Origin of the sequence: Paramagnetospirillum caucaseum (assembly GCF_000342045.1) — a bacterium.
In the GTDB taxonomy this organism is placed as follows: Bacteria; Pseudomonadota; Alphaproteobacteria; order Rhodospirillales; family Magnetospirillaceae; genus Phaeospirillum; species Phaeospirillum caucaseum.
On the sequence record NZ_AONQ01000039.1, the window covers coordinates 15,197 to 34,527 of the forward strand.

Consider the following 19,331-nt stretch of genomic DNA (forward strand, 5'->3'; position numbering starts at 1 on the left):
CGGCGGGATGGGGGGGTTCGCCATAGATGGCGACCGGGCGGCGGGGTTCAAGACTGAAACAAATCCTTCACGTTTTTCCGGTTGCGTCCAGCGGTATAAGCCCTGCGGGACTCTGGAAGGACGACATGACGGAACAATCGATCCAGCCCAAGATGACGGCCCGGACGCTTGCTGTCCATTATGGCGGAAAGCCAGCCCTGAAGGGTGTCGACCTGGACATCGCGGCGGGCGAGGTCACCGCCCTAATCGGCCCGTCGGGCTGCGGCAAATCCACCTTCCTGCGCTGCCTCAACCGGATGAACGACACCATCGCGGCGGCGCGGGTGAGCGGCAGCGCCACCCTGGACGGCGAGGAGATCTATGGCGCCGCCGGCATGGACCCGGTGCTGCTGCGCGCCCGGGTCGGCATGGTGTTCCAGCGCCCCAATCCCTTCCCCAAATCCATCTACGACAACGTGGCCTTCGGCCCGCGCCTGCACCGCCTGGTGGCCGAGGGCGAAGCGATGGATTCCCTGGTCCGCCGCTCGCTGGAGCGCGCCGGGCTGTGGAAGGAGGTCAAGGATGTGCTGGGCCAGATGGGCACCGGCCTGTCGGGCGGCCAGCAGCAGCGCCTGTGCATCGCGCGGGCCATCGCCGTCGAGCCCGAGGTGATCCTGATGGACGAGCCGTGCTCGGCGCTCGATCCCATCGCCACGGCGCGCATCGAGGAACTGATCGACGAACTGCGCGAGAGCTTCACCATCGTCATGGTCACCCATTCCATGCAGCAGGCGGCCCGCGTGTCGCAGACCACCGCCTTCTTCCACCTGGGCGACATCGTCGAGGTGGGCGCCACCGAACGGATCTTCACGGCGCCGGCCAATCCGCTCACCCAGGGCTACATCACCGGCCGCTTCGGCTGAGGGAGATTATCCGCATGACCACCATCGGCGAACCGCACATCGTCAAGTCCTACGATTCCGAACTGGCCCGGCTGGACGATTCCCTGGCCCGCATGGGCGGCCTGGCCGAGGCCCAGATGGCCGCCGCGCTGGAAGCGCTGGAGGCCCGCGACAGTGGTCTGGCCGCCCGGGTGATGGAGGGCGACGCCCAGGTGGACGCGGTCGAGGCCTTCGTCAACGAACAGGCGGTGCGGGTGCTGGCCCTGCGCTCGCCCGTCGCCGACGACCTGCGCACCGTGGTGGCGGCGCTGAAGATCGCCGGCGAGATCGAGCGCATCGCCGATCTTGCCGCCAACGCCGCCAAGCGCTCGCTGGTCTTGAACCGCCTGCCGCCGGTGGAGCCCATGCGCTCGCTGCTGCGCCTGGGGCGGCTGGCGCTGGGGCTGGTCAAGGAGGTGATGGACGCCCATCTCGGCCACGACGCCCTGCGCGCCCTGGCGGCGCGCGACCGCGACCAGGAGATCGACGACGTCTATGCCTCGCTGTTCCGCGAGATCCTCACCTACATGATGGAGGACCCGAGGAACATCACGCCGTGCTCGCACCTGATGTTCATCGCCAAGAATTTCGAGCGCATCGGCGACCACGCCACCAACATCGCCGAACTGGCCCATTTCCGCATCCTCGGCCGGGCGGCCCCCCAGGACCGGCCCAAGCGGGACGACTCATCCTTCGTCGGCGCCGATCCGGAGTAAAGGCCCGGAAGGCCCGGACACGCCCTACCAGAAGTGGGTGGACAGCCAGTAGAACAGGGCGGCCACCGATCCCGAGGCGGGAATGGTGATCACCCAGGCCACCACGATGTTGCCGGCGACGTGCCAGCGCACCGCCGACAGCTTGCGCGCCGCGCCGACGCCGATGATGGCGCCGGTGATGGTGTGGGTGGTCGACACCGGAATGCCCAGCCAGGTGGCGCCGAACAGGGTGATGGCTCCGCCGGTCTCGGCGCAGAAGCCCTGGACCGGGCGCAGGTCGGTGATCTTGGAGCCCATGGTCTTGACGATGCGCCAGCCGCCGAACAGGGTGCCGAGCCCCATGGCGATCTGGCAGGTGATGGCCACCCACAGCGGCACGTGGAAGGTGTCGCCCAGCATGCCCTGGCTGAACAGCAGCACGGTGATGATGCCCATGGTCTTCTGGGCGTCGTTGCCGCCGTGGCCCAGGGAATACATGGCCGCCGAGAAGAACTGCAGCACCCGGAAGCGCTGGTCCACCGCGAAGGGGGTGGTGCGGCGGCACGCCCATGACACCACCAGCACCAGCAGCATGGCCAGCAGCAGGCCGATCAGCGGCGACAGGATGATGGCCGAGCCGGTCTTGATGAAGCCGGACATCACCAGGGCGGCCAGGCCGCCCTTGGCGATGCCGGCGCCGGCGATGCCGCCGATCAGGGCGTGGGAGCTGGACGACGGGATGCCCAGCAGCCAGGTGAAGACGTTCCAGGTGATGGCGCCCACCAGGGCGCCGAAGATCACATGGGTGTCGATCAGGCCGGGCTGGACGATGCCGGTGCCGATGGTCTTGGCCACGCTGGTGGTGAAGAACAGCAGGGCGATGGTGTTGAAGAACGCCGCCCAGGCCACCGCGTATTTGGGCGACAACACCCGGGTGGACACCACCGTGGCGATGGAATTGGCCGCGTCGTGCAGGCCATTGAGGAAATCGAAGACCAGGGCCGTGATGACCAGGGCGACGATGATGGGAAAGGCGACGGATTCCATCGGCGGGGCCTAGACCTGTTCGATCACCACCGTCTCGATGACGTTGGCCACGTCGTCGAAGCGGTCGGAGACCTTTTCCAGCCGCTGATAGATCTCCTTGCGGGTGATCAGCTTGACCGGGTCCTTCTCGGTGGCGAACAGGGTGCGCAGGCCTTCGTGCTGGCGCTTGTCGGCGGCGCTTTCCTGGCGGCCGATGGCGTCGCACAGTTCGTTGATGGCCGCCGCGTTGCGGGTGACTTCGCGCATCAGCGGGATGGCCTTGGTCAGCAGGTGGGCGCACTCGACGATGCCGGTGGCCAGCGCCCGCATGTCGGGGGTGAATTCCTTGACGCTATAGAGGTCGACGCGCTGCGCCACCTCCTCGATGCCGTCCACCGCGTCATCCATGGTGGTGATCAGCCGGTGGATCTGGTCGCGGTCGAAGGGGGTGATGAACGAACGGTGCAGGGCCTGCAGGGTGGCGCGGGTGATGAGGTCGGCCTCGCCCTCGAAGGCGCAGATCTGCTTGAAATGCAGCCCCATGTCGGCGCCGTCGCCCATCATGTCCTCCAGCGCCCTGGCGGCGAGGTGGATCTTCTCCGCGTGCTGGATGAACAATCCGACGAATTCCTCCTCCTTGGGCATCAAGGCACGGAACATGCGGAAAAACATGGGGGAACCCTTGGGCAGTTACGAGATTTGCCGCCTCAATAGCACATGTGACCGGCAGATGACACGGTTCGAATCGCGTCCGGGGCCTATCGCGGGCGGCGGCGGTACAGGAAGAACACGGGAGCCCGCCCGGTGATGCATTTCTGCTCGTAGCGGGTGGCGGGCCAGTCGGACGGCACCTGGGAGCGGTCGGCGGTGGCCAGCAGCTTTTCGAAGGCGGGATGGGCGTCCAGGTGGCGGGCGGCCCAAGCCACGTAGATGGGGTCGTCGCTGGCCACCCGCAGCTCGCCGCCATCCTCCAGCACCCGGGCCAGCACGTCCAGGGTGTCGGGGCGGATGAAACGCCGGTCGGCGTGGCGGGTCTTGGGCCAGGGGTCGGGGAACAGCACGAAGACGCGGCTTAAGGAACCGTCGGGAAGGGCGGGCAGCAGCAGGCGGACGTCCTCGGGGAAGACGCGGACATTGCTGCCCAGCTGCCGGGCCTCCACATGGCCGAGCAGGCTGGCGATGCCGTTCCGGAACACCTCGCAGCCGATCAGCCCCACGTCGGGATGGGCCTCGGCCAGTTGGGCCAGATGCTCGCCGCCGCCGAAGCCCACCTCCAGCCACACCGAGCGCACCGCACCGGGGAACAGCAGGGCGGGCTCGACGCGTTCACCGGGCTCGGGCACCGCCACGCTCAGGCGGGGCAGCAGCTCCTCGATCAGACCGAGGGCGTTGCGGCGCAGGGCCTTGCCCTGGCGCCGACCGAAAAAACGCGGCCGCTCGGCGGCCGCGTTTCCATTTTCGGCATGCTTGCTCATGAAAAGCTTAGAAAGCCTTCTTGAGCTGCTCCACCAGGTCGGTCTTCTCCCACGAGAAGCCGCCATCGGCGTCCGGGCTGCGGCCGAAATGGCCGTAGGCGGCGGTGCGGGCGTAGATGGGCTTGTTGAGGCCCAGATGGGTGCGGATGCCGCGCGGGCTGAGATCGACCAGCTGCTGCAGGACGATGGCCAGCTTGTCCTCGTCCACCTTGCAGGTGCCCGAGGTGTCCACGTAGACCGACAGCGGCTTGGACACGCCGATGGCGTAGGAGAGCTGGATCACGCACTTGTCAGCCAGACCGGCGGCGACCACGTTCTTGGCCAGGTAGCGCGAGGCATAGGCGGCTGAGCGGTCGACCTTGGTCGGGTCCTTGCCCGAGAAGGCGCCGCCGCCGTGGGGCGCCGCGCCGCCGTAGGTGTCGACGATGATCTTGCGGCCGGTGAGGCCGGTGTCACCGTCGGGACCGCCGATGACGAAGCGGCCGGTGGGGTTGACGTAGAACTGGTCGTCGGCGGGCATCCAGCCCTCGGGCAGCACGTTCTTCACGTGGGGACGGACGATCTCCTTGATCTCCGCCTGGGACAGGCCGTCCACGTGCTGGTGCGAGACCACCACCGAGGTGGCGCGCACCGGCTTGCCGTCACGGTATTCCAGGGTGACCTGGCTCTTGGAATCGGGCAGCAGCTGGGGGGCGGCGCCGGAATGGCGGGCCTCGGCCAGGCTCTTCAGGATTTCGTGCGAGTAGTAGATGGGGGCCGGCATCAGCACCGGGGTCTCGTTGCAGGCATAGCCGAACATGATGCCCTGGTCGCCCGCGCCCTCGTCCTTGTCGCCGGCGGCGTCGACGCCCTGGGCGATATCGGCCGACTGGGCATGGACGTGGTTGAGAACCTTGGCGTTCTTCCAGTGGAAGCCGTCCTGCTCGTAGCCGATGTCCTTGACCGCGTGGCGGGCCAGCTCATCCATCAGGGCAGCGTTGACCGAGGCCGGGCCGCGCACTTCGCCGGCCATGACGATCAGGTTGGTGGTGACCAGGGTCTCCACCGCCACGCGAGCGTGGGGGTCGGCACCGAGGAACGCATCGACGACGGCATCGGAAATCCGGTCGGCAACCTTGTCGGGATGGCCTTCGGACACGGATTCACTGGTGAAGAGGAAATTCTTCTTGGACACGGGGCTTACCCTCCTAGATCCAACCAAAATTGGGACCTGGGGCATCAACACGCAACGGAGCGCCATCGTGATGCACCCACTTAGCCGAAATCAGCGTGGCGGCAAGCGGTCAAAATCTCCACGGGAGCGGTCGCACTGCTCCGGGGGGTTCTTCTGACAGGCGAAGGGGCGACTCGTCAAGACGAATCGCCCCTCGGCCAATAACCGCGATTTCAAAGGGTTATTTCTTGGTCTCGCCCGTCGCCGCCAGGGCCTTGGCCAGGTCGTAGACCCGGCGGCGCACCTGGGGGTCGCTGATGCTGTAATAGGCGCGGACCAGTTCCAGCGTCTCGCGCTTGGTCATGGGGTCGGCCTCGAAGGTGGCCGGTTCCTCGCCCAGGCCGGAAATGCCGCGCGCCACCGCCAGCGGGCTCTGGTCCTGGACGTTTTCGGCCATGTCGTCGAAGAAGAACGACACCGGCACGTCGAGGACGCGCGACAGGTCGAACAGGCGCGAGGCGCCGATGCGGTTGGCGCCGCGCTCGTATTTCTGTACCTGCTGGAAGGTCAGTCCGATGGATTCGCCCAGCTTCTCCTGACTCATCCCCATCAGGGTACGGCGCAGCCGTACGCGTGCGCCCACATGGATATCGACCGGATTGGGCTGACCCGACGGCAGACGGCCCCGCGATGAACCGCGATGGGTGGGGGCGGCTTGATGATTGCTTTTAACCATGGCTGCGTCCTAATAGGTCGTTGGGTGCGGCGCCCAAGATACTGGAAGTTGCAAAATCACCATACGGGCGCGGTTGTATACAGTCAACACGCTACGCACGCGGCACTAGCGCGATTATCATATGCCATATGTATGTTGATGGTATTGCTAATTCAACCGGCGCAGAAAAAAAGCCGCCAAACCGGCGAAAAGCAGTAAAATACCGGGGATGACGTTGCCGAACCGGCCGTAGAGGGTGGGCGGCAAGGCCTGGGGCAAGGGGGCGTCGAGGACGCCCCGCTCGCCGAGCGGCAGCCGGGCGATCACCCGGCCGGCCGGGTCGATCACCGCCGAGATGCCGGTATTGGCGGCGCGGGCCTGGGGCAGGCCCTCCTCGATGGAGCGCATGCGCGACGCCGCCAGATGCTGGTGCGGTCCCGACGAGATGCCGAACCAGCCGTCGTTGGTGACGTTGAGAATCCAGCCCGGCCGGGGCTGGCCGGACGCCACGACGGCGGTGGGGAAGATGGCCTCGTAGCAGATCAGCGGCGCCGCCGGCGGCAGGCCCGGCAGGTCCAGGGCCACCGGTCCCGGCCCCGCCGAGAAATCGGTGCCGCCATGGGTGATCTTGGCGATGGGCAGGATGCCGCGCAGCGGCACGTACTCGCCGAAGGGCACCAGGTGGACCTTGTCGTAAACGGCGGCGATCTCGGCATCCCCGGTCACCGCCATCAGCGAGTTCCAGATCTGGAACGGCTCGACCCCCTTGGGGGTGATGCGCGGCGCCCCGGTCAGCAGCAGCCCGCCGGGCGGCACCGCCGCCGCCGCCATCTCGCGGTGCAGGCGGTCGAGGTCGAGGAAATAGGACACGGCGGTCTCGGGCCAGATCACCGTGGTCGCCTGCTCGAAGCCGGGACCGCGGGTCAGGGCCACATGGTCGCGCAGATTGGCTTCCCGCTGGTCGTCCTTCCACTTGTTGCCCTGGGCCACGGCGGCCTGGACGATGCGCAGACGGACGTCCGCCACCACGGCCCCGGGATTCTGGGACAGGCGGAGCATGCCGCCGGCCCACAGCAGGGCGGGCAGCCCCAGGGCCAGGACGGCCACGGCGCGGCGGTGGCCGGGAGCAGCCAGCAACGCGGGGGCCAGCACCATCAGGTAGGTGAGCAGGCTGAGGCCCCAGATGCCGCCGAAGGCGCCGAATTGCGACACGGCCAGGCTGATGTCCCATACCGAGCCCATGGGGTTCCAGGGCAGGCCGGTCATCACCCAGGAGCGCAGCCATTCCGACAGGGTGAACGCCGCCGCCAGGGCGGGAACACGGGCGACGCGGCCCAGCCGGCAGAGATGAACGCCCAGGGTGGCGAGGCCGAAGAAGGCGGCCAGCACCGCCGACAGCCCGAACACCGCGAAGGGGATCATCCAGCCGAACTTGGCGGCGTCGGTGAGCAGGGCGATGGAAATCCAGTAAAGCCCCACCGCGAACCAGCCGGTGAACCACCAGAAGCCGGCCCCGAAGGCGGCGCGGCGGGTGGCGGCGGCGTCCAGACTCCAGGCCAGGGGGGGAAAGGCCAGGAACAGGGCCGGCAGCACCAGGGTGGGCGGCAGCGAGAGGGCCGCCGCGGCCCCCAGCAGGACCAGGGCCAGACGCCGGCGCCAGCCGGCCAGGGCGCAAAACCGCCGCTTCAGGATTTCCGGACTCATTCCGTGACCGCCGGCTCCGGGGTAGCCACCCGGCGCACCCGCAGCCTTTTCACCCGGCGGGGGTCGGCGTCCATCACCTCGAATTCCAGCCCGGTGGAATGGGTGATCAGCTCGCCCCGCGACGGCACCCGCCCGGCGACGAACGACACCAGCCCGCCCAGGGTCTCCACCTCTTCGCGTTCCTCGTCGGTCAGCACCGCCCCCATATGGTCCTCGAACTCGGCGATGGGGGTGCGGCCGTCGGCCTCGACCACGCCGTCGTCGCGGATCGTCAATTCCGGCTCCTCGTCCTGGTCGTGCTCGTCCTCGATCTCGCCGACGATCTGCTCCACCAGATCCTCGATGGTGACCAGACCGTCGATGCCGCCGTATTCGTCCACCACCAGGGCCAGATGCGAGCGCTTGAGCCGCATCTCCAGCAGCAAATCGGTGACCCGCATGCTGGGCGCCACGAACTGGACGCGCCGCGCCAGACGGGGCAGGTTGAACGGCTTGCCCTGGCCCATCACCTCCAGCAGATCCTTGATATGGACCATGCCGATGACGTCGTCGAGCGAGCGGCGGTAGACCGGCAGACGGGAATGGCCGCAGCCGATGAACAGCGCGATCAGCCCTTCCAGGGGGGTCTTGGCCTCCACCGCCACGATGTCGGCGCGCGGCACCATGACGTCGTAGGCGGTGACGTTGCGCAGGTGCAGGATGTTGCCGAGCAGCAGGCGCTCGTGCTCGTCGATGGGGATTTCGGCGCTGTCGCGGTCCTCGATCAGCTCTTCCAGCGCATCGCGGACGGTCTCGGCGCCCTTGGGACGGCGGCGGCCCTTCAGCCAGCCGCGCATGGCGCCGAACAGCGACTCGTCGCCCGTCTTTCTGTGGTTTGCCCCGTTCTCACGGGGCGGGCTCTCGCCCGCTTTCTTGTAATTTGTCCCGCCGTCGCGGGGCAGGCTTTCGCCCGCCTTCCGTTGGTTTGCCCCGCCTTCGCGGGGCGGGCTACTGCCAGGGTCGTTCATGGAACTTTATTGCTCTCCATAGGGGTCGGAAATCCCGAGCGCCGCCAGCAGGGTGGTTTCCAGGGATTCCATCTCGGCGGCCTCGTCCTCGTCCATGTGATCATAGCCCAACAGATGCAGGACGCCATGGACAACAAGATGACCAAAATGATCGGCCAGGGTCTTGCCCTGGTCCCTGGCCTCGGCGGCGCAGGTCCCGTAGGCCAGGATCACGTCGCCCAGCAGCAGCGGCGCGCCCGGCACCAGCGGCGCGTCCTCGTCGTCCAGGGAGGCGAAGGACAGGACGTTGGTGGGCTGGTCCTTGGCCCGCCAGTCGCGGTTGAGGCCCTGGACCGTGGCATCGTCGGCCAGCACGATGGACAGCTCGACGGTTCCCTCGGGCAGGTCGATGGCGCCCAGCGCGGTGGCGGCCAGGCGGCCGCAGCGCGCCTCGGCGTCGGGCAGCGCCTCGGTCCAGGCCGGACATTGGATATCGACGGCGATCTCGATGGTGACGGTCATTTGTCCCTGGTCTTTCCCTTGGCCTCGCGGTCGGCCTTATCATAGGCGCGGACGATGCGGGTCACCAGATCGTGGCGCACCACGTCCTTGTCGGTGAAGCGGACGAAGCGCACGCCCTCCATGCCGTCCAGGATATGGACGGCGTCCAGCAGGCCGGAACGCACGCCGGGCGGCAGGTCGGTCTGGCTGACGTCGCCGGTCACCACCATGCGGGAATGCTCGCCCATGCGGGTCAGGAACATGCGCATCTGCATGGTGGTGGTATTCTGGGCCTCGTCCAGGATGATGAAGGAATTGGCCAGGGTGCGGCCACGCATGAAGGCCAGCGGCGCCACCTCGATCTCGCCGGCCAGCAGCTTCTTGGCCACCTGATCGCCGGGCAGCATGTCGTGCAGCGCATCGTAGAGGGGCCGCAGGTAGGGGTCCACCTTGTCCTTGAGGTCGCCGGGCAGGAAGCCCAGGCGCTCGCCGGCCTCCACCGCCGGGCGCGACAGGATGATGCGGTCCACCTCGCCCGCCACCATCATGGACACCGCCTTGGCCACCGCCAGATAGGTCTTGCCGGTGCCGGCGGGGCCCAGGCCGAAGGTCAGCGGCGCCTCGCCCAAGGCCCGGATGTACTCGGCCTGGGTCGGGGTGCGGGCCGCGATGTGGCGCTTCCTGGTGCGGATGACCAGCTCGCCGGCCGAATCCTCGTGACCTTTCGGGAGCTTGGCCATGCGCACGGCGCTGTCCACGTCGGCGGTCTCCAGATGGCCCTGGCGCTTGGCCGATTGGTAGAGGCTGTCCAGGATGCGGGCCGCCTCGGCGGCGGAATCCGGAGTGCCCGAGATGGTCACCGTGTTGCCGCGCACGTCCAGCCCCACGCCCAGATGGCCTTCGATGCGGTCGAGATTGGCGTTGTGGGGGCCGAACAGCACCTGGGCCAGGGCGTTGTCGGGAAACTCGCGCACCAGGGAGGTCTCGCCGAGGGAGGTGTCGCCGGGGTTCACGCGGGGATGGCCTCCAGGCTGTTGGGATGCACCTTGGTGATGCGCAAGCTGACCACCTTGCCGATCAGATGGGCGGCGGCCTTGACGTGGACCGGCTGCATGTAGGGCGAGCGGCCCAGCAGCTGTCCGGCATAACGGCCGGGACGGTCGAGCAGGACGCGCATCTCGCGCCCGACACAGGCATGGTTGAAGCGGGTGGTCTGCTCCAGCAGCAGGGCCTGCAGGGCGGCCAGGCGCTCCTCCTTCACGCTTTCCGGAATCTGGCGCTCCATGGCGGCGGCCGGGGTGCCGGGACGGGAGGAATACTTGAAGGAATAGGTCTGGACGAAGCCCACCTCGCGCACCAGCGCCATGGACTCCTCGAAATCGGCATCGCTCTCGCCGGGGAAGCCGACGATGAAGTCCGACGACAGGGCGAGATCGGGGCAGGCATTCTTCAGTTTGTCCACCAGCCGCAGATAGGCGGCGCGGTCGTGGCCGCGGTTCATGGCGGCCAGAATACGGTCCGAGCCCGACTGCACCGGCAGGTGGAGGAACGGCATCAGCTGGGGCAGCCCGGCATGGGCGGCGATCAGCTCGTCGTCCATGTCGCGGGGATGGGACGTGGTGTAGCGGATGCGCTCCACTCCCTCCACCTCGGCCAGTTCGCGGATCAGACGGCCAAGGCTCCAGCCTTCCTCGCCGTGCCAGCCGTTGACGTTCTGGCCCAGCAGGGTGATCTCGCGCACGCCTGCCGCCGCCAGCTTGGTCGCCTCGGCCAGCACGGCGGATGCGGGACGGGAATACTCGGACCCGCGGGTATAGGGCACCACGCAGAAGGTGCAGAACTTATCGCAGCCCTCCTGCACCGACAGGAAGGCGCTGGTACCCTCGGCATGGGGCTCGGGCAGGAAGTCGAACTTGGGCTCGGCGGGGAATTCGGTGTCGAGCACGGCGCCGCCGGCACGGGCCGCCTGGGCCACCATCTCGGGCAGACGGTGATAGGTCTGCGGCCCCAGCACGATGTCGACGAAGGGGGCGCGGCGGAGGATTTCCTCGCCCTCGGCCTGGGCGACGCAGCCGGCCACCGCCAGGATCATCCGCCCGCCGGCCTCGGCCTTGGCGGCCTTGAGCTTGCGCAAGCGGCCCAGTTCCGAGAACACCTTCTCGGCGGCCTTCTCGCGGATGTGGCAGGTGTTGAGGATGACCATGTCGGCATTCTCGGCCTGTTCGGCCGGGCCATAGCCGAGCGGCGCCAGGACGTCCGCCATGCGGGAGGAGTCATAGACGTTCATCTGGCAGCCGTAGGTTTTGACGAAAAGTCGCTTGGCCAATGTCTTACGCGTCCGGGAGGTTCATGGTTAAGGACCGGGGCCGCCCGAGTCAAGAATTCGCCGCCGGCCGCCCGGCCAGCATGCGGGTCAGGCCGAGGCTGATCACCTTGTGGCAATGGGCCGACAGCTTCTTGCGGCAGCCGAATTCGGCGATGGTGACCGGTGGATGGAATTCCACCTCGACGGTGATGCGGCCCATGCCCAGCGCCCCGATCAGATGGCCGGCCAGGGTCATGTCGCCGTACCAGGCCAGCAGGGGACGCAGCGCCCGGGTGATGGGCAGGCCGTCCAGCCTGGTATAGGCCACCGTCACCGGCTGCACCGAAACGGCGCGCGGCATGCCGCCGGCGCCCCGCACCTCGCCCTCGGCCACCGAGAAGAACGAACTCTTGAACGGCATGACCTGATTGCCGTCGTTGGAGGTACCCTCGGCGAACAGGATCAGCGACTCGCCCAGGTCGAAGCGGGCCAGCAGACCGTTCTTCTCGCGCGCCGTGGCGCCGGGCCGGCGCTCGATGAACACGGTGCGCGAGATGCGTGCCAGGAAGCCGAAGCCGGCCCAGCCCGCCACCTCGCTCTTGGCGACGAAATAGCCGCGCAGCAGGCTGCCCAGCACGATGATGTCGAGATAAGAGGCGTGATTCGCTACGTAGAGCGCCGGCGAACCATCCTCCAGCGGCCGGCCCCGCGCCACCACCTCGTAGCCGATGATGGCCATGACCCCCTTCCAGTAGAAGCGGGTATAGGCCGGCATGCGGGGGCGCGACACCAGGCGCAGCGCCAGGAAGGGCAGCAGCAGCGCCAGGGTCCACAGCACGAAGCCGAGGAAGCGCAGGATGGCGACGGGGGTGGAAATCATGAATGCCTATTCCTCGGACCAGCCGGGAATGGTGCGGTCGTAATGAGCCCGGTACTTGGCGGTGACCAGGTCGGTCTTGACCATGACGCATACATCGGTGGTGTTGAACTGATGGTCGATCACCGCGCCGTCGCCGACGAAGCCGCCGAGCCGCAGGTAGCCCTTGATCAGCGGCGGCAGCTCGGCCAGGGCCCGGCGGGGCGCCAGCGCCTCCCTGGGCAGCAGCGCCATGTCCACCCGCAGGTGGGGCAGGGCGCGGGGCAACAGGTCGGCGGGCGCCAGATGATGGTGGTAGAGATAGGACAGGTGGCCGGCCAGGGCCTGGATGTCGGTGCCGGGCAGGCTGGCGCAGCCGAACATCAGTTCGACCCCGTTCTCGAAGACATAGGCGGCGATGCCGTCCCACAGCTTCTTCATGGTGGCGCCGTTGCGGTAGCCGGCATCGACGCAGGACCGCCCCAGTTCCATGAAGCGGCCGCCATTGGCCAGGATATTGGCGATGTCGTATTCCCCGGCGGTGTAGAAGCGGCCGAAGCCCTCGCCCGCCGCCCGGCGCATCAGGCGGTAGGTGCCGACCACGCCGGCCGCGCCCTTGCCCCGCGCCCGGTCGATGACCAGCAGATGGTCGCAGACGGCATCGAAATCGTCGAAATCGGCCAGGCGGTCGCGCATGGCCTGGGAGGGCTTGGCCCCCATCTCCTGATAGAAGACGCGATAGCGCAATGCCTGGGCGGCGGCCACTTCGGCCGCGCTCTCGGCAAGCCGGACCTCAAGTCCATCGGCGGCCTCGCGTGTCTCGGACACGGATTGCATGATTCCCCTGGTTCCGTCCGTGCGGCGCGGTTTGAGCCGCAACGCCTATTTGTCTTCCGGTTTGTCACCGGAAGTCAACGGAACTCCATAAAGTTCAAGGCGGTGCCCCACCAGCCGATAGCCATAGCGCCGGGCGATCTCGCGCTGCAGGGCCTCGATCTCGGTGCTGGTGAACTCGATCACCGTACCCGATTGCATGTCGATCAGGTGGTCGTGGTGGTCGCCCGCCGCCTCTTCATAACGGGCCCGGCCGTCGCCGAAATCGTGGCGTTCGAGGATATCGGCCTCTTCGAACAGCCGTACGGTGCGGTAGACGGTGGCGATGGAGATGTGGGGATCGATGGCGGTGGCCCGGCGATAGACCTCCTCCACGTCGGGATGGTCCGAGGATTCGGACAGCACGCGCGCGATGATCCGACGCTGGTCGGTCATCTTCATGCCCTTGTCGATGCAGCGTTGCTCGATGCGTGAAACCATTGCCGCGATCCGGTTGACGATGGGACCCGCAACGAACGGGGCGCCAAGGGCGCCCCACCAGGCGGGAATTCCGGGATCATGCCCGGAACGCCCCCGATTGTCGAGACGGCAGGTCTTCCCGGGAAAAGGGAGGACCTAGACCGCCCGCTTGCGCTTGCGCGGCTTGGTGCCCAGGCCGATCTTCTTGGCCAGGCTCGAGCGGTGCTGGGCGTAGTTGGGCGCCACCATGGGATAGTCGGCGGCCAGACCCCAGCGGTCGCGGTATTCCTCGGGGCTCATGTTGTAGGCGGTCTTGAGGTGGCGCTTCAGCATCTTCAGCTTCTTGCCGTCCTCGAGGCAGATGATGTAGTCGGGGGTCACCGACTTCTTCACGTTCACGGCGGGCTGAGGCCGCTCGGGCACCGCGGGAGTGCTGCCGACCGAGGCCAGGGTGCGGTACACTTCCTGAATCAGATGGGGAAGATCGGCAACCGCCACACTGTTGTTGGCGACATGCGCGGCCACGATTTCCGTGGTCAGGCCCAGCAGGTCGCCGCTGTTCGAACGCTCCGACATTGAGAGCAGCCCTCCAAATTCATTCAGTGGGGCCTTATATAAATCCTTCATACAAAGCTGGCAATAACCATTACGACAAATGAAAGTGACACAATTCGCATGACTGAGAAGCCCAACTACAGCCTTGACATCACCAACGAAGTCTGTCCGATGACCTTCGTCAAAACCAAGTTGCTGGTGGAGCGCATGGCCTCGGGAGAAACGGTCGAGGTGCGGTTGAAAGGTGCGGAACCCCTGGGGAATGTGCCGCGTTCTCTCGCCGAACTGGGACACGAAATCGTCTCGTTGATACCCGAGCCGGGTGAAGGCCCTACGGGAATCCACCACCTTGTCGTTTGCAAGAAATAAGTCCTGGGACGGTCTGTGGATATTGGCGGGAATCAGGGTTCGACTGGAGTCTGATCCAGACGGCAACTCATCGTGACCCCATCTACACCTCCGTAATACCCCCTACGTAGTCCGACACGCTGGAATCCCTTGGATTGGTAGAGGGCGAGGGCGGCATGGTTGTCGGCGGCGGCCTCCAGGAACATGGTCAGCGCCCCGGCCCTGGCCGCCGCGCCCATGGCGGCGTCCAGCAGGCGGGCGCCCAGCCCGCCGCGGCGCCAGGGCGGCAGCACGGCGATGGTCAGGATCTCCGCCTCGTCGAAGATGCGCCGCCACAGCACCAGCCCGGCCGGTCCCGGCGCCTCGGCGGCGGGAGTCAGCGAGCCGCCGTCCACGGCGATCAGCCCCTCGGACCCGGCCAGGGCCAGCACCTCGGCCATGGAGGTGGCGCTCCACGGCTCGGCGAAGCAGATGCGATGGATGCCGGCCAGCAGCTCGGCATGGACCAGGCCGGCGGGAACCAGCTCGATCACGGCCCCGTCTTTTCCGACACGGTCTTTTCCGACACGGTCTTTCCCGGCAGGGTGACGTCGGCGTCGCGGAGATAAAGGGGCTCGGGCGGCAGGGATTCCCCCCGGCTCCACTGTTCCGCCGCCAGTTCGGCCACCAGGGCGGCATCGGGGTGGCCGGGCGCGGCGGATGCCGCGGCGTGCGGCAGATGGGGCAGGACCAGAGCCGCCGCGTCACCGGCCACCACCACCGGGCCGGCGGCCAGCTCGCCGGCCTGTTCCGGCCGCAGGGCGCGGATCGGCGACAGCGGCTTCAAGGCGGAATCGAACAGCTGCAGCCACAATTCGTCGCGGCGGGAATCGATGGCCACCAGCACGTTGCGGCCCTGGCGCTCGCCTTCCGGCACGCCCAAGGCCACCGCCGCCGGCGTCGCCACCCCGGCCAGCTTCAGGCCGCCGGCCAGGGCCAGGCCGCGCGCCGCCGCCAGGCCGATGCGCAGGCCGGTGAAGGCGCCGGGCCCCACCGTCACCGCCAGCAGGCCGACATCGGCGAAGGAGAGGCCGGCTTCGGCCATCACCTCGGCGACCATGGGCATCAGGGCCTCGCTCTGGCCGCGCGCCATGGGCGACAGGCGGCGCGCCAGCACCTTGCCCTCCGCCCACAGGGCGGCGGAGCAGGCGGAGGTCGAACTGTCCATGGCGAGAACGATCATCGCGCCGCTATACTTCCCCACCGTCCGAATTGAAAGAAAGAAGATGCATCCGCTGGTCCCCATCGCCGCCGAAGACTATGGACTCCATATCCGGCTGGCCTACGCCACGCCCGACAATTTCACGGGAAAGCCGGTCTATGGACCGGCCGCCGGCTGCTGGCTGCACGCCGAGGCGGCACCGCTGCTGAGGAAAGCCGCCGAACTGGCCCGACCCCTGGGCCTCGCCTTGCGCGTCCTCGACGCCTTCCGTCCGTCCGAGGCGCAATGGGCGCTGTGGGCCCATACCCCCGACCCGGAATTCCTCGCCGATCCCCGCCGGGGCTCGACCCATTCGCGCGGCGTGGCGGTGGACCTCGACCTGCTGGACGCGGCCACCGGCCAGGCCCTGGACATGGGCACCGCCTTCGACGCCTTCACGCCGCTCTCCCACCACGCGGTCATTGCCATACCCGCGGAGGCGCAGCGCAACCGCCTGCTGCTGCTGGGCCTGATGAACGCCGCCGGCTGGGATTTCTATGCCAACGAGTGGTGGCACTACCAGATGCACGACGCCGCCCGCTATCCCCTGCTGTCCGATAGTGTGCTGGGGGCGGAGCGGATGATGGGATGAGGAGCGGGCCTATTTCCACAGCCATCCGTCATCCAGCGCCATCCACGACGGGCAGCCGATCTGGATCAGGGTGCGCCTGAGGTCGGCGGCCAGCAGGTCGGCGGCCCGCGCCGCCCCCGCCTCGCCCGCCGCCGCCGCGCCGTAATAGAAGGCCCGGCCGCAGAACACGAAATCGGCCCCCACCGCGCCGGCGCGGACCACGTCCTCGCCCGAGCGGATGCCGCCGTCCATCACCACCACCGCCCCGTTGCCCAGGGCGGCGCGGATGGCGGCCAGGGAATCGATGGCGGCCGGGGCGGCGTCCAGCTGGCGGCCGCCATGGTTGGACACCCAGACGCCGTCGGCGCCGACGTCCAGGGCGGCCTTGGCGTCGGGGGCGGTCATGACGCCCTTGACCAGCATTCTTCCCTGCCACAGGTCGCGCAAGGCCTTGATGTCGTCCCAGGCGAGGTCGTCCTTGATCTGCGACGAGATGAAGCCGGCCAGGGTCTTGCCGTCCACCTCGCCCACATAGCGGGCCAGATTGGGAAAGCCCGGCGAGCCGGCCCTCAGGGTCTCCAGCGCCCACAACGGCGCCGTGGCCACCTGGGCGACGAAGCGCGGCCCCGGCCGGAACGGCAGGATGAAGCGGTTGCGCACGTCGCGGCGGCGGTCGCCGGCCACCGGCACGTCGACGGTCACCACCAGCTCGCGGATGCCCGCCGCCCAGGCCCGGGCCAGCAGGTCGCGGTTGATGCGCTCCTCGCGCGAGACGTAGAGCTGGAACCAGGCGTTGCCCCCGGCCGCCTCGGCGATCTCCTCCAGCGGCGTGGTGGCGACGGTGGAAGCCACCACGGGAAAGCCCAGCCGGGCGGCCTGGCGCGCCACCATCAGGTCGGCGCCGGGCCACAGCAGATTGCCCATGCCTACCGGAGCGGCGCCGAACGGCAGGCGGTAGTCGCGGCCGAACAGGGTGGCCGTGGTCTCGGGCTTGACGCCGCCGCAGGCCTTCGGCGCCAGCACCACCGCCTCCAGGCGGTCCCGGTTGCGGCGCAATCCCCCCTCCTCGCCCGAGCCGCCGTCCAGGAAGCCGAAGGCGAAGCCGGGCAGCCGCCACCGCGCCCGCCGGGCCAGATCGCCGATGCTCGCCGCGTCGCTCATGCTCGGGTCCTTCCTGTCAGATGCAGTAATCGTCGGCCGGGGCCTGGGGCAGCCTGACGGAAAGCTCGCCGCCCAGCACCTCGGCCAGATTGCGCAGATCGGCCAGGATGTCGAGCACCACCGTCTCGGCGCCGCCGCCCAGCAGCATGCCGCGTTCCAGCCCGGCCCCGCGCAGTTCCAGGCCGGAACGGCCGATCTGGTCGATGACGTCCTGGGGCTGGACGCCGGGCGCGTCCACCGGATAGGTGACCATGTAGGGCGTGTCCAGGGTGTCGAGCAGGATGGCGGCGTCCATGGCGTAGCCGGGGCCGCGCGGATCGTCGGGCGGCGGATCGATGAACACGAAATGGGGCCGGGGCTCCAGGACGAAACGGTGGCGCAGGAACGAGAACCAGTCGTGGCTCCAGAACCGCACCCAGCCGCCCTCGCGGCTGGCCTTGGCCGCCTCGATGGCCGCCGGGTCGATGTCGTTGACGTCGGCTTCGAAGTCCAGGCCGCCCAGGGTGCCGACCAGCCGCCCGGCCAGCACCCACGAGCCGGGATGGTCATCCCGCCCGCCGATGGCGTCCAGCCAGGCCCGCGACGCGAAGACGTCCCGCCGGGCGAGCACGGCGGCCAGGGCGGCGGGCGGCGGCAGGCGGCCGCCGCCGGCATGGGTGTCGGCATAGGAGAAGCGGGGCTCCTCCCCGTCCTCGCCGCCGCGCTCCCGCTCCCGCCGGGCGGTGCGGGTCAGCGCCGCCGCCAGGATGAACTGGTTCCAGATGATGTCGGTTCCGCCCTGATCCATCCCCCTATCCAAGCCGTCTTTGGCGACGCCGTAAAGCAGGGATCGCGGCGGCTGGCCTCATACGTCGTCGTCGTCGTCCTCGCCGCCGCAGCGGTCGGCCCAGTACTTGCCCTCCACCGGCCACGGCTCCCGGGCCGAGCCGGCATCCGCCGCCTGGCGGTCGGCATCGGGCAGGCCGGTGAGGAAGCGCAGCCCGGTGACCGCCTCCAGCGCCGAGAGCGAGGTGGAATAGGCGGCGAGATCGTAGCGGGATTGCGGCGTGCCGGCGCATTTGCGGTAGGCCCCCCGCTGCTCCTCGTCGGCCTGATGGAACAGGAAGGCGCGGGCCTCCACCCTGCCCTTCCTCTCGATCACCAGGATCTTGAACAAGGCGTGGGGAATGGCCACCGGCACGGTGACGCCGTCCCTGCCGATGGTGTCGACCTCGCGTTCGGGCTCGAACAGTGGCCCGGCGATGGTCCAGACCCGCCCGAACTTGTTGGCGGCAGCGATGGCGTAATTCTCCAGCGCCAGCCAGTCGCCCTGGTTCATGTCGGCGAATTGCGGCAGGGCGTTGACGAAGGTGTGGGTGTTGCAGCCCTCCTGCCACGAGATACGGTTGGCGTGGTTGCGCGCCGCCAGGTGGCCGCGGTTCCACAGGGCGGCGAAGCCCCGGTAGGAGGCGTCGATACCAGGCTTCAGCCCCTCGTCCCGCCACAGGAAGCCGGTGGCCTCCAGCTCGTACCACTTGACGGGGCGCTTGGCGCCCTGGGGGCGGATGGGCCTGCCGTCGTCGCCCGTCAGCCCGCGCATCTCGTAGGACACCCATTTGGGAATGCCCTTGTAGGGGGAATCGGCCCGATGGTCCTCGGCCGTCTCGAACGACGACACGAAGGCGCCGTACGGAAACATCAGGCCGCGCGGCAAGGTGGCGAAGCGGTCGTGGTCGTAGCCGGCCGGCGCCGCCGATTCGTAGGGAAGCTCCCGGACGCCGCCCTGGCCCTTGCAGGCCAGAGGCTGGGCCAGGACGGGAAACGCCACCAGGACGATAACGGCTAAGA

23 protein-coding genes are annotated in these 19,331 nt (G+C 68.3%); 4 read left to right on the forward strand and 19 right to left on the reverse strand.

Going from position 1 to position 19,331, the window contains the following annotated elements; genetic code table 11:
• Positions 1 to 125: 125 nt before the first annotated feature.
• Both pstB and phoU read left to right on the forward strand, forming a co-directional pair.
• Positions 126 to 902: a phosphate ABC transporter ATP-binding protein PstB gene (gene pstB / locus H261_RS14210; RefSeq protein ID WP_008618770.1), complete on the forward strand. Its 777-nt coding sequence runs from the start codon at positions 126 to 128 to the stop codon at positions 900 to 902.
• A gap of 14 nt (positions 903 to 916) precedes the next feature.
• Entirely contained in the window at positions 917 to 1,636 is a 720-nt protein-coding gene (gene phoU / locus H261_RS14215; protein ID WP_008618771.1) for a phosphate signaling complex protein PhoU, read from the forward strand.
• Between the two features lie 24 nt (positions 1,637 to 1,660).
• On the opposite strand, the gene H261_RS14220 is transcribed toward phoU, so the two are convergent.
• The 14 genes from H261_RS14220 to H261_RS14285 all read right to left on the reverse strand — a co-directional run bounded on the left by H261_RS14220 (position 1,661) and on the right by H261_RS14285 (position 14,205).
• On the reverse strand, positions 1,661 to 2,662 hold the full coding sequence (locus H261_RS14220; protein ID WP_008618772.1) for an inorganic phosphate transporter: 1,002 nt from the start codon (positions 2,660 to 2,662) through the stop codon (positions 1,661 to 1,663).
• 9 nt (positions 2,663 to 2,671) lie between these two features.
• Positions 2,672 to 3,313, reverse strand: coding sequence for a DUF47 domain-containing protein (locus H261_RS14225; protein WP_008618773.1), 642 nt, complete (start codon positions 3,311 to 3,313; stop codon positions 2,672 to 2,674).
• A gap of 86 nt (positions 3,314 to 3,399) precedes the next feature.
• Positions 3,400 to 4,116: a tRNA (guanosine(46)-N7)-methyltransferase TrmB gene (trmB, locus tag H261_RS14230; protein ID WP_008618774.1), complete on the reverse strand. Its 717-nt coding sequence runs from the start codon at positions 4,114 to 4,116 to the stop codon at positions 3,400 to 3,402.
• A 7-nt stretch (positions 4,117 to 4,123) separates the two neighbouring features.
• Positions 4,124 to 5,335, reverse strand: a complete 1,212-nt coding sequence (gene metK / locus H261_RS14235) for a methionine adenosyltransferase (RefSeq protein WP_407636094.1) — start codon at positions 5,333 to 5,335, stop codon at positions 4,124 to 4,126.
• Between the two features lie 175 nt (positions 5,336 to 5,510).
• On the reverse strand, positions 5,511 to 6,005 hold the full coding sequence (locus H261_RS14240) for a helix-turn-helix domain-containing protein (protein WP_040476556.1): 495 nt from the start codon (positions 6,003 to 6,005) through the stop codon (positions 5,511 to 5,513).
• A gap of 147 nt (positions 6,006 to 6,152) precedes the next feature.
• Positions 6,153 to 7,688 carry an apolipoprotein N-acyltransferase gene (gene lnt, locus H261_RS14245; protein WP_008618777.1) on the reverse strand — a complete coding sequence of 512 codons (1,536 nt, stop codon included), beginning with the start codon at positions 7,686 to 7,688 and terminating at the stop codon, positions 6,153 to 6,155.
• The gene (locus H261_RS14250; protein WP_235062939.1) at positions 7,685 to 8,695 is read right to left on the reverse strand and encodes a hemolysin family protein; all 1,011 of its coding nucleotides are present in this window, start codon (positions 8,693 to 8,695) and stop codon (positions 7,685 to 7,687) included. Before H261_RS14250 ends, lnt begins: the two co-directional genes overlap by 4 nt.
• 6 nt (positions 8,696 to 8,701) lie before the next feature.
• On the reverse strand, positions 8,702 to 9,196 hold the full coding sequence (gene ybeY, locus H261_RS14255) for an rRNA maturation RNase YbeY (RefSeq protein WP_008618780.1): 495 nt from the start codon (positions 9,194 to 9,196) through the stop codon (positions 8,702 to 8,704).
• On the reverse strand, positions 9,193 to 10,188 hold the full coding sequence (locus tag H261_RS14260) for a PhoH family protein (protein ID WP_008618783.1): 996 nt from the start codon (positions 10,186 to 10,188) through the stop codon (positions 9,193 to 9,195). Before H261_RS14260 ends, ybeY begins: the two co-directional genes overlap by 4 nt.
• Positions 10,185 to 11,501 carry a tRNA (N6-isopentenyl adenosine(37)-C2)-methylthiotransferase MiaB gene (gene miaB / locus H261_RS14265; RefSeq protein WP_008618784.1) on the reverse strand — a complete coding sequence of 439 codons (1,317 nt, stop codon included), beginning with the start codon at positions 11,499 to 11,501 and terminating at the stop codon, positions 10,185 to 10,187. Before miaB ends, H261_RS14260 begins: the two co-directional genes overlap by 4 nt.
• 49 nt (positions 11,502 to 11,550) lie before the next feature.
• The gene (locus tag H261_RS14270) at positions 11,551 to 12,360 is read right to left on the reverse strand and encodes a lysophospholipid acyltransferase family protein (protein WP_008618786.1); all 810 of its coding nucleotides are present in this window, start codon (positions 12,358 to 12,360) and stop codon (positions 11,551 to 11,553) included.
• A gap of 6 nt (positions 12,361 to 12,366) precedes the next feature.
• Positions 12,367 to 13,173, reverse strand: coding sequence for a GNAT family N-acetyltransferase (locus tag H261_RS14275; RefSeq protein WP_008618790.1), 807 nt, complete (start codon positions 13,171 to 13,173; stop codon positions 12,367 to 12,369).
• Between the two features lie 45 nt (positions 13,174 to 13,218).
• On the reverse strand, positions 13,219 to 13,650 hold the full coding sequence (locus H261_RS14280) for a Fur family transcriptional regulator (RefSeq protein WP_008618792.1): 432 nt from the start codon (positions 13,648 to 13,650) through the stop codon (positions 13,219 to 13,221).
• Between the two features lie 135 nt (positions 13,651 to 13,785).
• Entirely contained in the window at positions 13,786 to 14,205 is a 420-nt protein-coding gene (locus tag H261_RS14285; RefSeq protein WP_008618794.1) for a MucR family transcriptional regulator, read from the reverse strand.
• Positions 14,206 to 14,304: 99 nt separating this feature from the next.
• Between H261_RS14285 and H261_RS14290 the strand changes: the two genes are divergently transcribed.
• On the forward strand, positions 14,305 to 14,553 hold the full coding sequence (locus tag H261_RS14290; protein ID WP_008618796.1) for a sulfurtransferase TusA family protein: 249 nt from the start codon (positions 14,305 to 14,307) through the stop codon (positions 14,551 to 14,553).
• Positions 14,554 to 14,585: 32 nt separating this feature from the next.
• Here the strand turns inward: H261_RS14290 and H261_RS14295 are convergent, their stop codons facing one another.
• Together H261_RS14295 and tsaB are read right to left on the reverse strand one after the other, a co-directional pair.
• A complete protein-coding gene (locus H261_RS14295) occupies positions 14,586 to 15,065 on the reverse strand; it encodes a GNAT family N-acetyltransferase (protein ID WP_008618797.1) in 480 nt (159 codons plus the stop codon).
• A complete protein-coding gene (gene tsaB, locus H261_RS14300) occupies positions 15,062 to 15,754 on the reverse strand; it encodes a tRNA (adenosine(37)-N6)-threonylcarbamoyltransferase complex dimerization subunit type 1 TsaB (RefSeq protein WP_008618798.1) in 693 nt (230 codons plus the stop codon). The genes H261_RS14295 and tsaB overlap by 4 nt, the downstream gene beginning before the upstream one ends.
• 43 nt (positions 15,755 to 15,797) lie before the next feature.
• On the opposite strand from tsaB, the gene ddpX reads away from it, so the two are divergent.
• Positions 15,798 to 16,364, forward strand: a complete 567-nt coding sequence (gene ddpX, locus H261_RS14305) for a D-alanyl-D-alanine dipeptidase (protein ID WP_008618799.1) — start codon at positions 15,798 to 15,800, stop codon at positions 16,362 to 16,364.
• A 9-nt stretch (positions 16,365 to 16,373) separates the two neighbouring features.
• Here ddpX and H261_RS14310 read toward each other — a convergent pair whose 3' ends face one another.
• The 3 genes from H261_RS14310 to H261_RS14320 are packed head-to-tail and all read right to left on the reverse strand — an operon-like array spanning position 16,374 to position 19,311.
• The gene (locus H261_RS14310) at positions 16,374 to 17,504 is read right to left on the reverse strand and encodes an alpha-hydroxy acid oxidase (protein WP_008618800.1); all 1,131 of its coding nucleotides are present in this window, start codon (positions 17,502 to 17,504) and stop codon (positions 16,374 to 16,376) included.
• A gap of 16 nt (positions 17,505 to 17,520) precedes the next feature.
• Complete coding sequence (locus H261_RS14315; RefSeq protein WP_008618801.1) at positions 17,521 to 18,291, reverse strand: hypothetical protein; 771 nt, start codon at positions 18,289 to 18,291, stop codon at positions 17,521 to 17,523.
• A 57-nt stretch (positions 18,292 to 18,348) separates the two neighbouring features.
• Complete coding sequence (locus tag H261_RS14320) at positions 18,349 to 19,311, reverse strand: DNA/RNA non-specific endonuclease (RefSeq protein ID WP_008618802.1); 963 nt, start codon at positions 19,309 to 19,311, stop codon at positions 18,349 to 18,351.
• Positions 19,312 to 19,331: the final 20 nt, after the last annotated feature.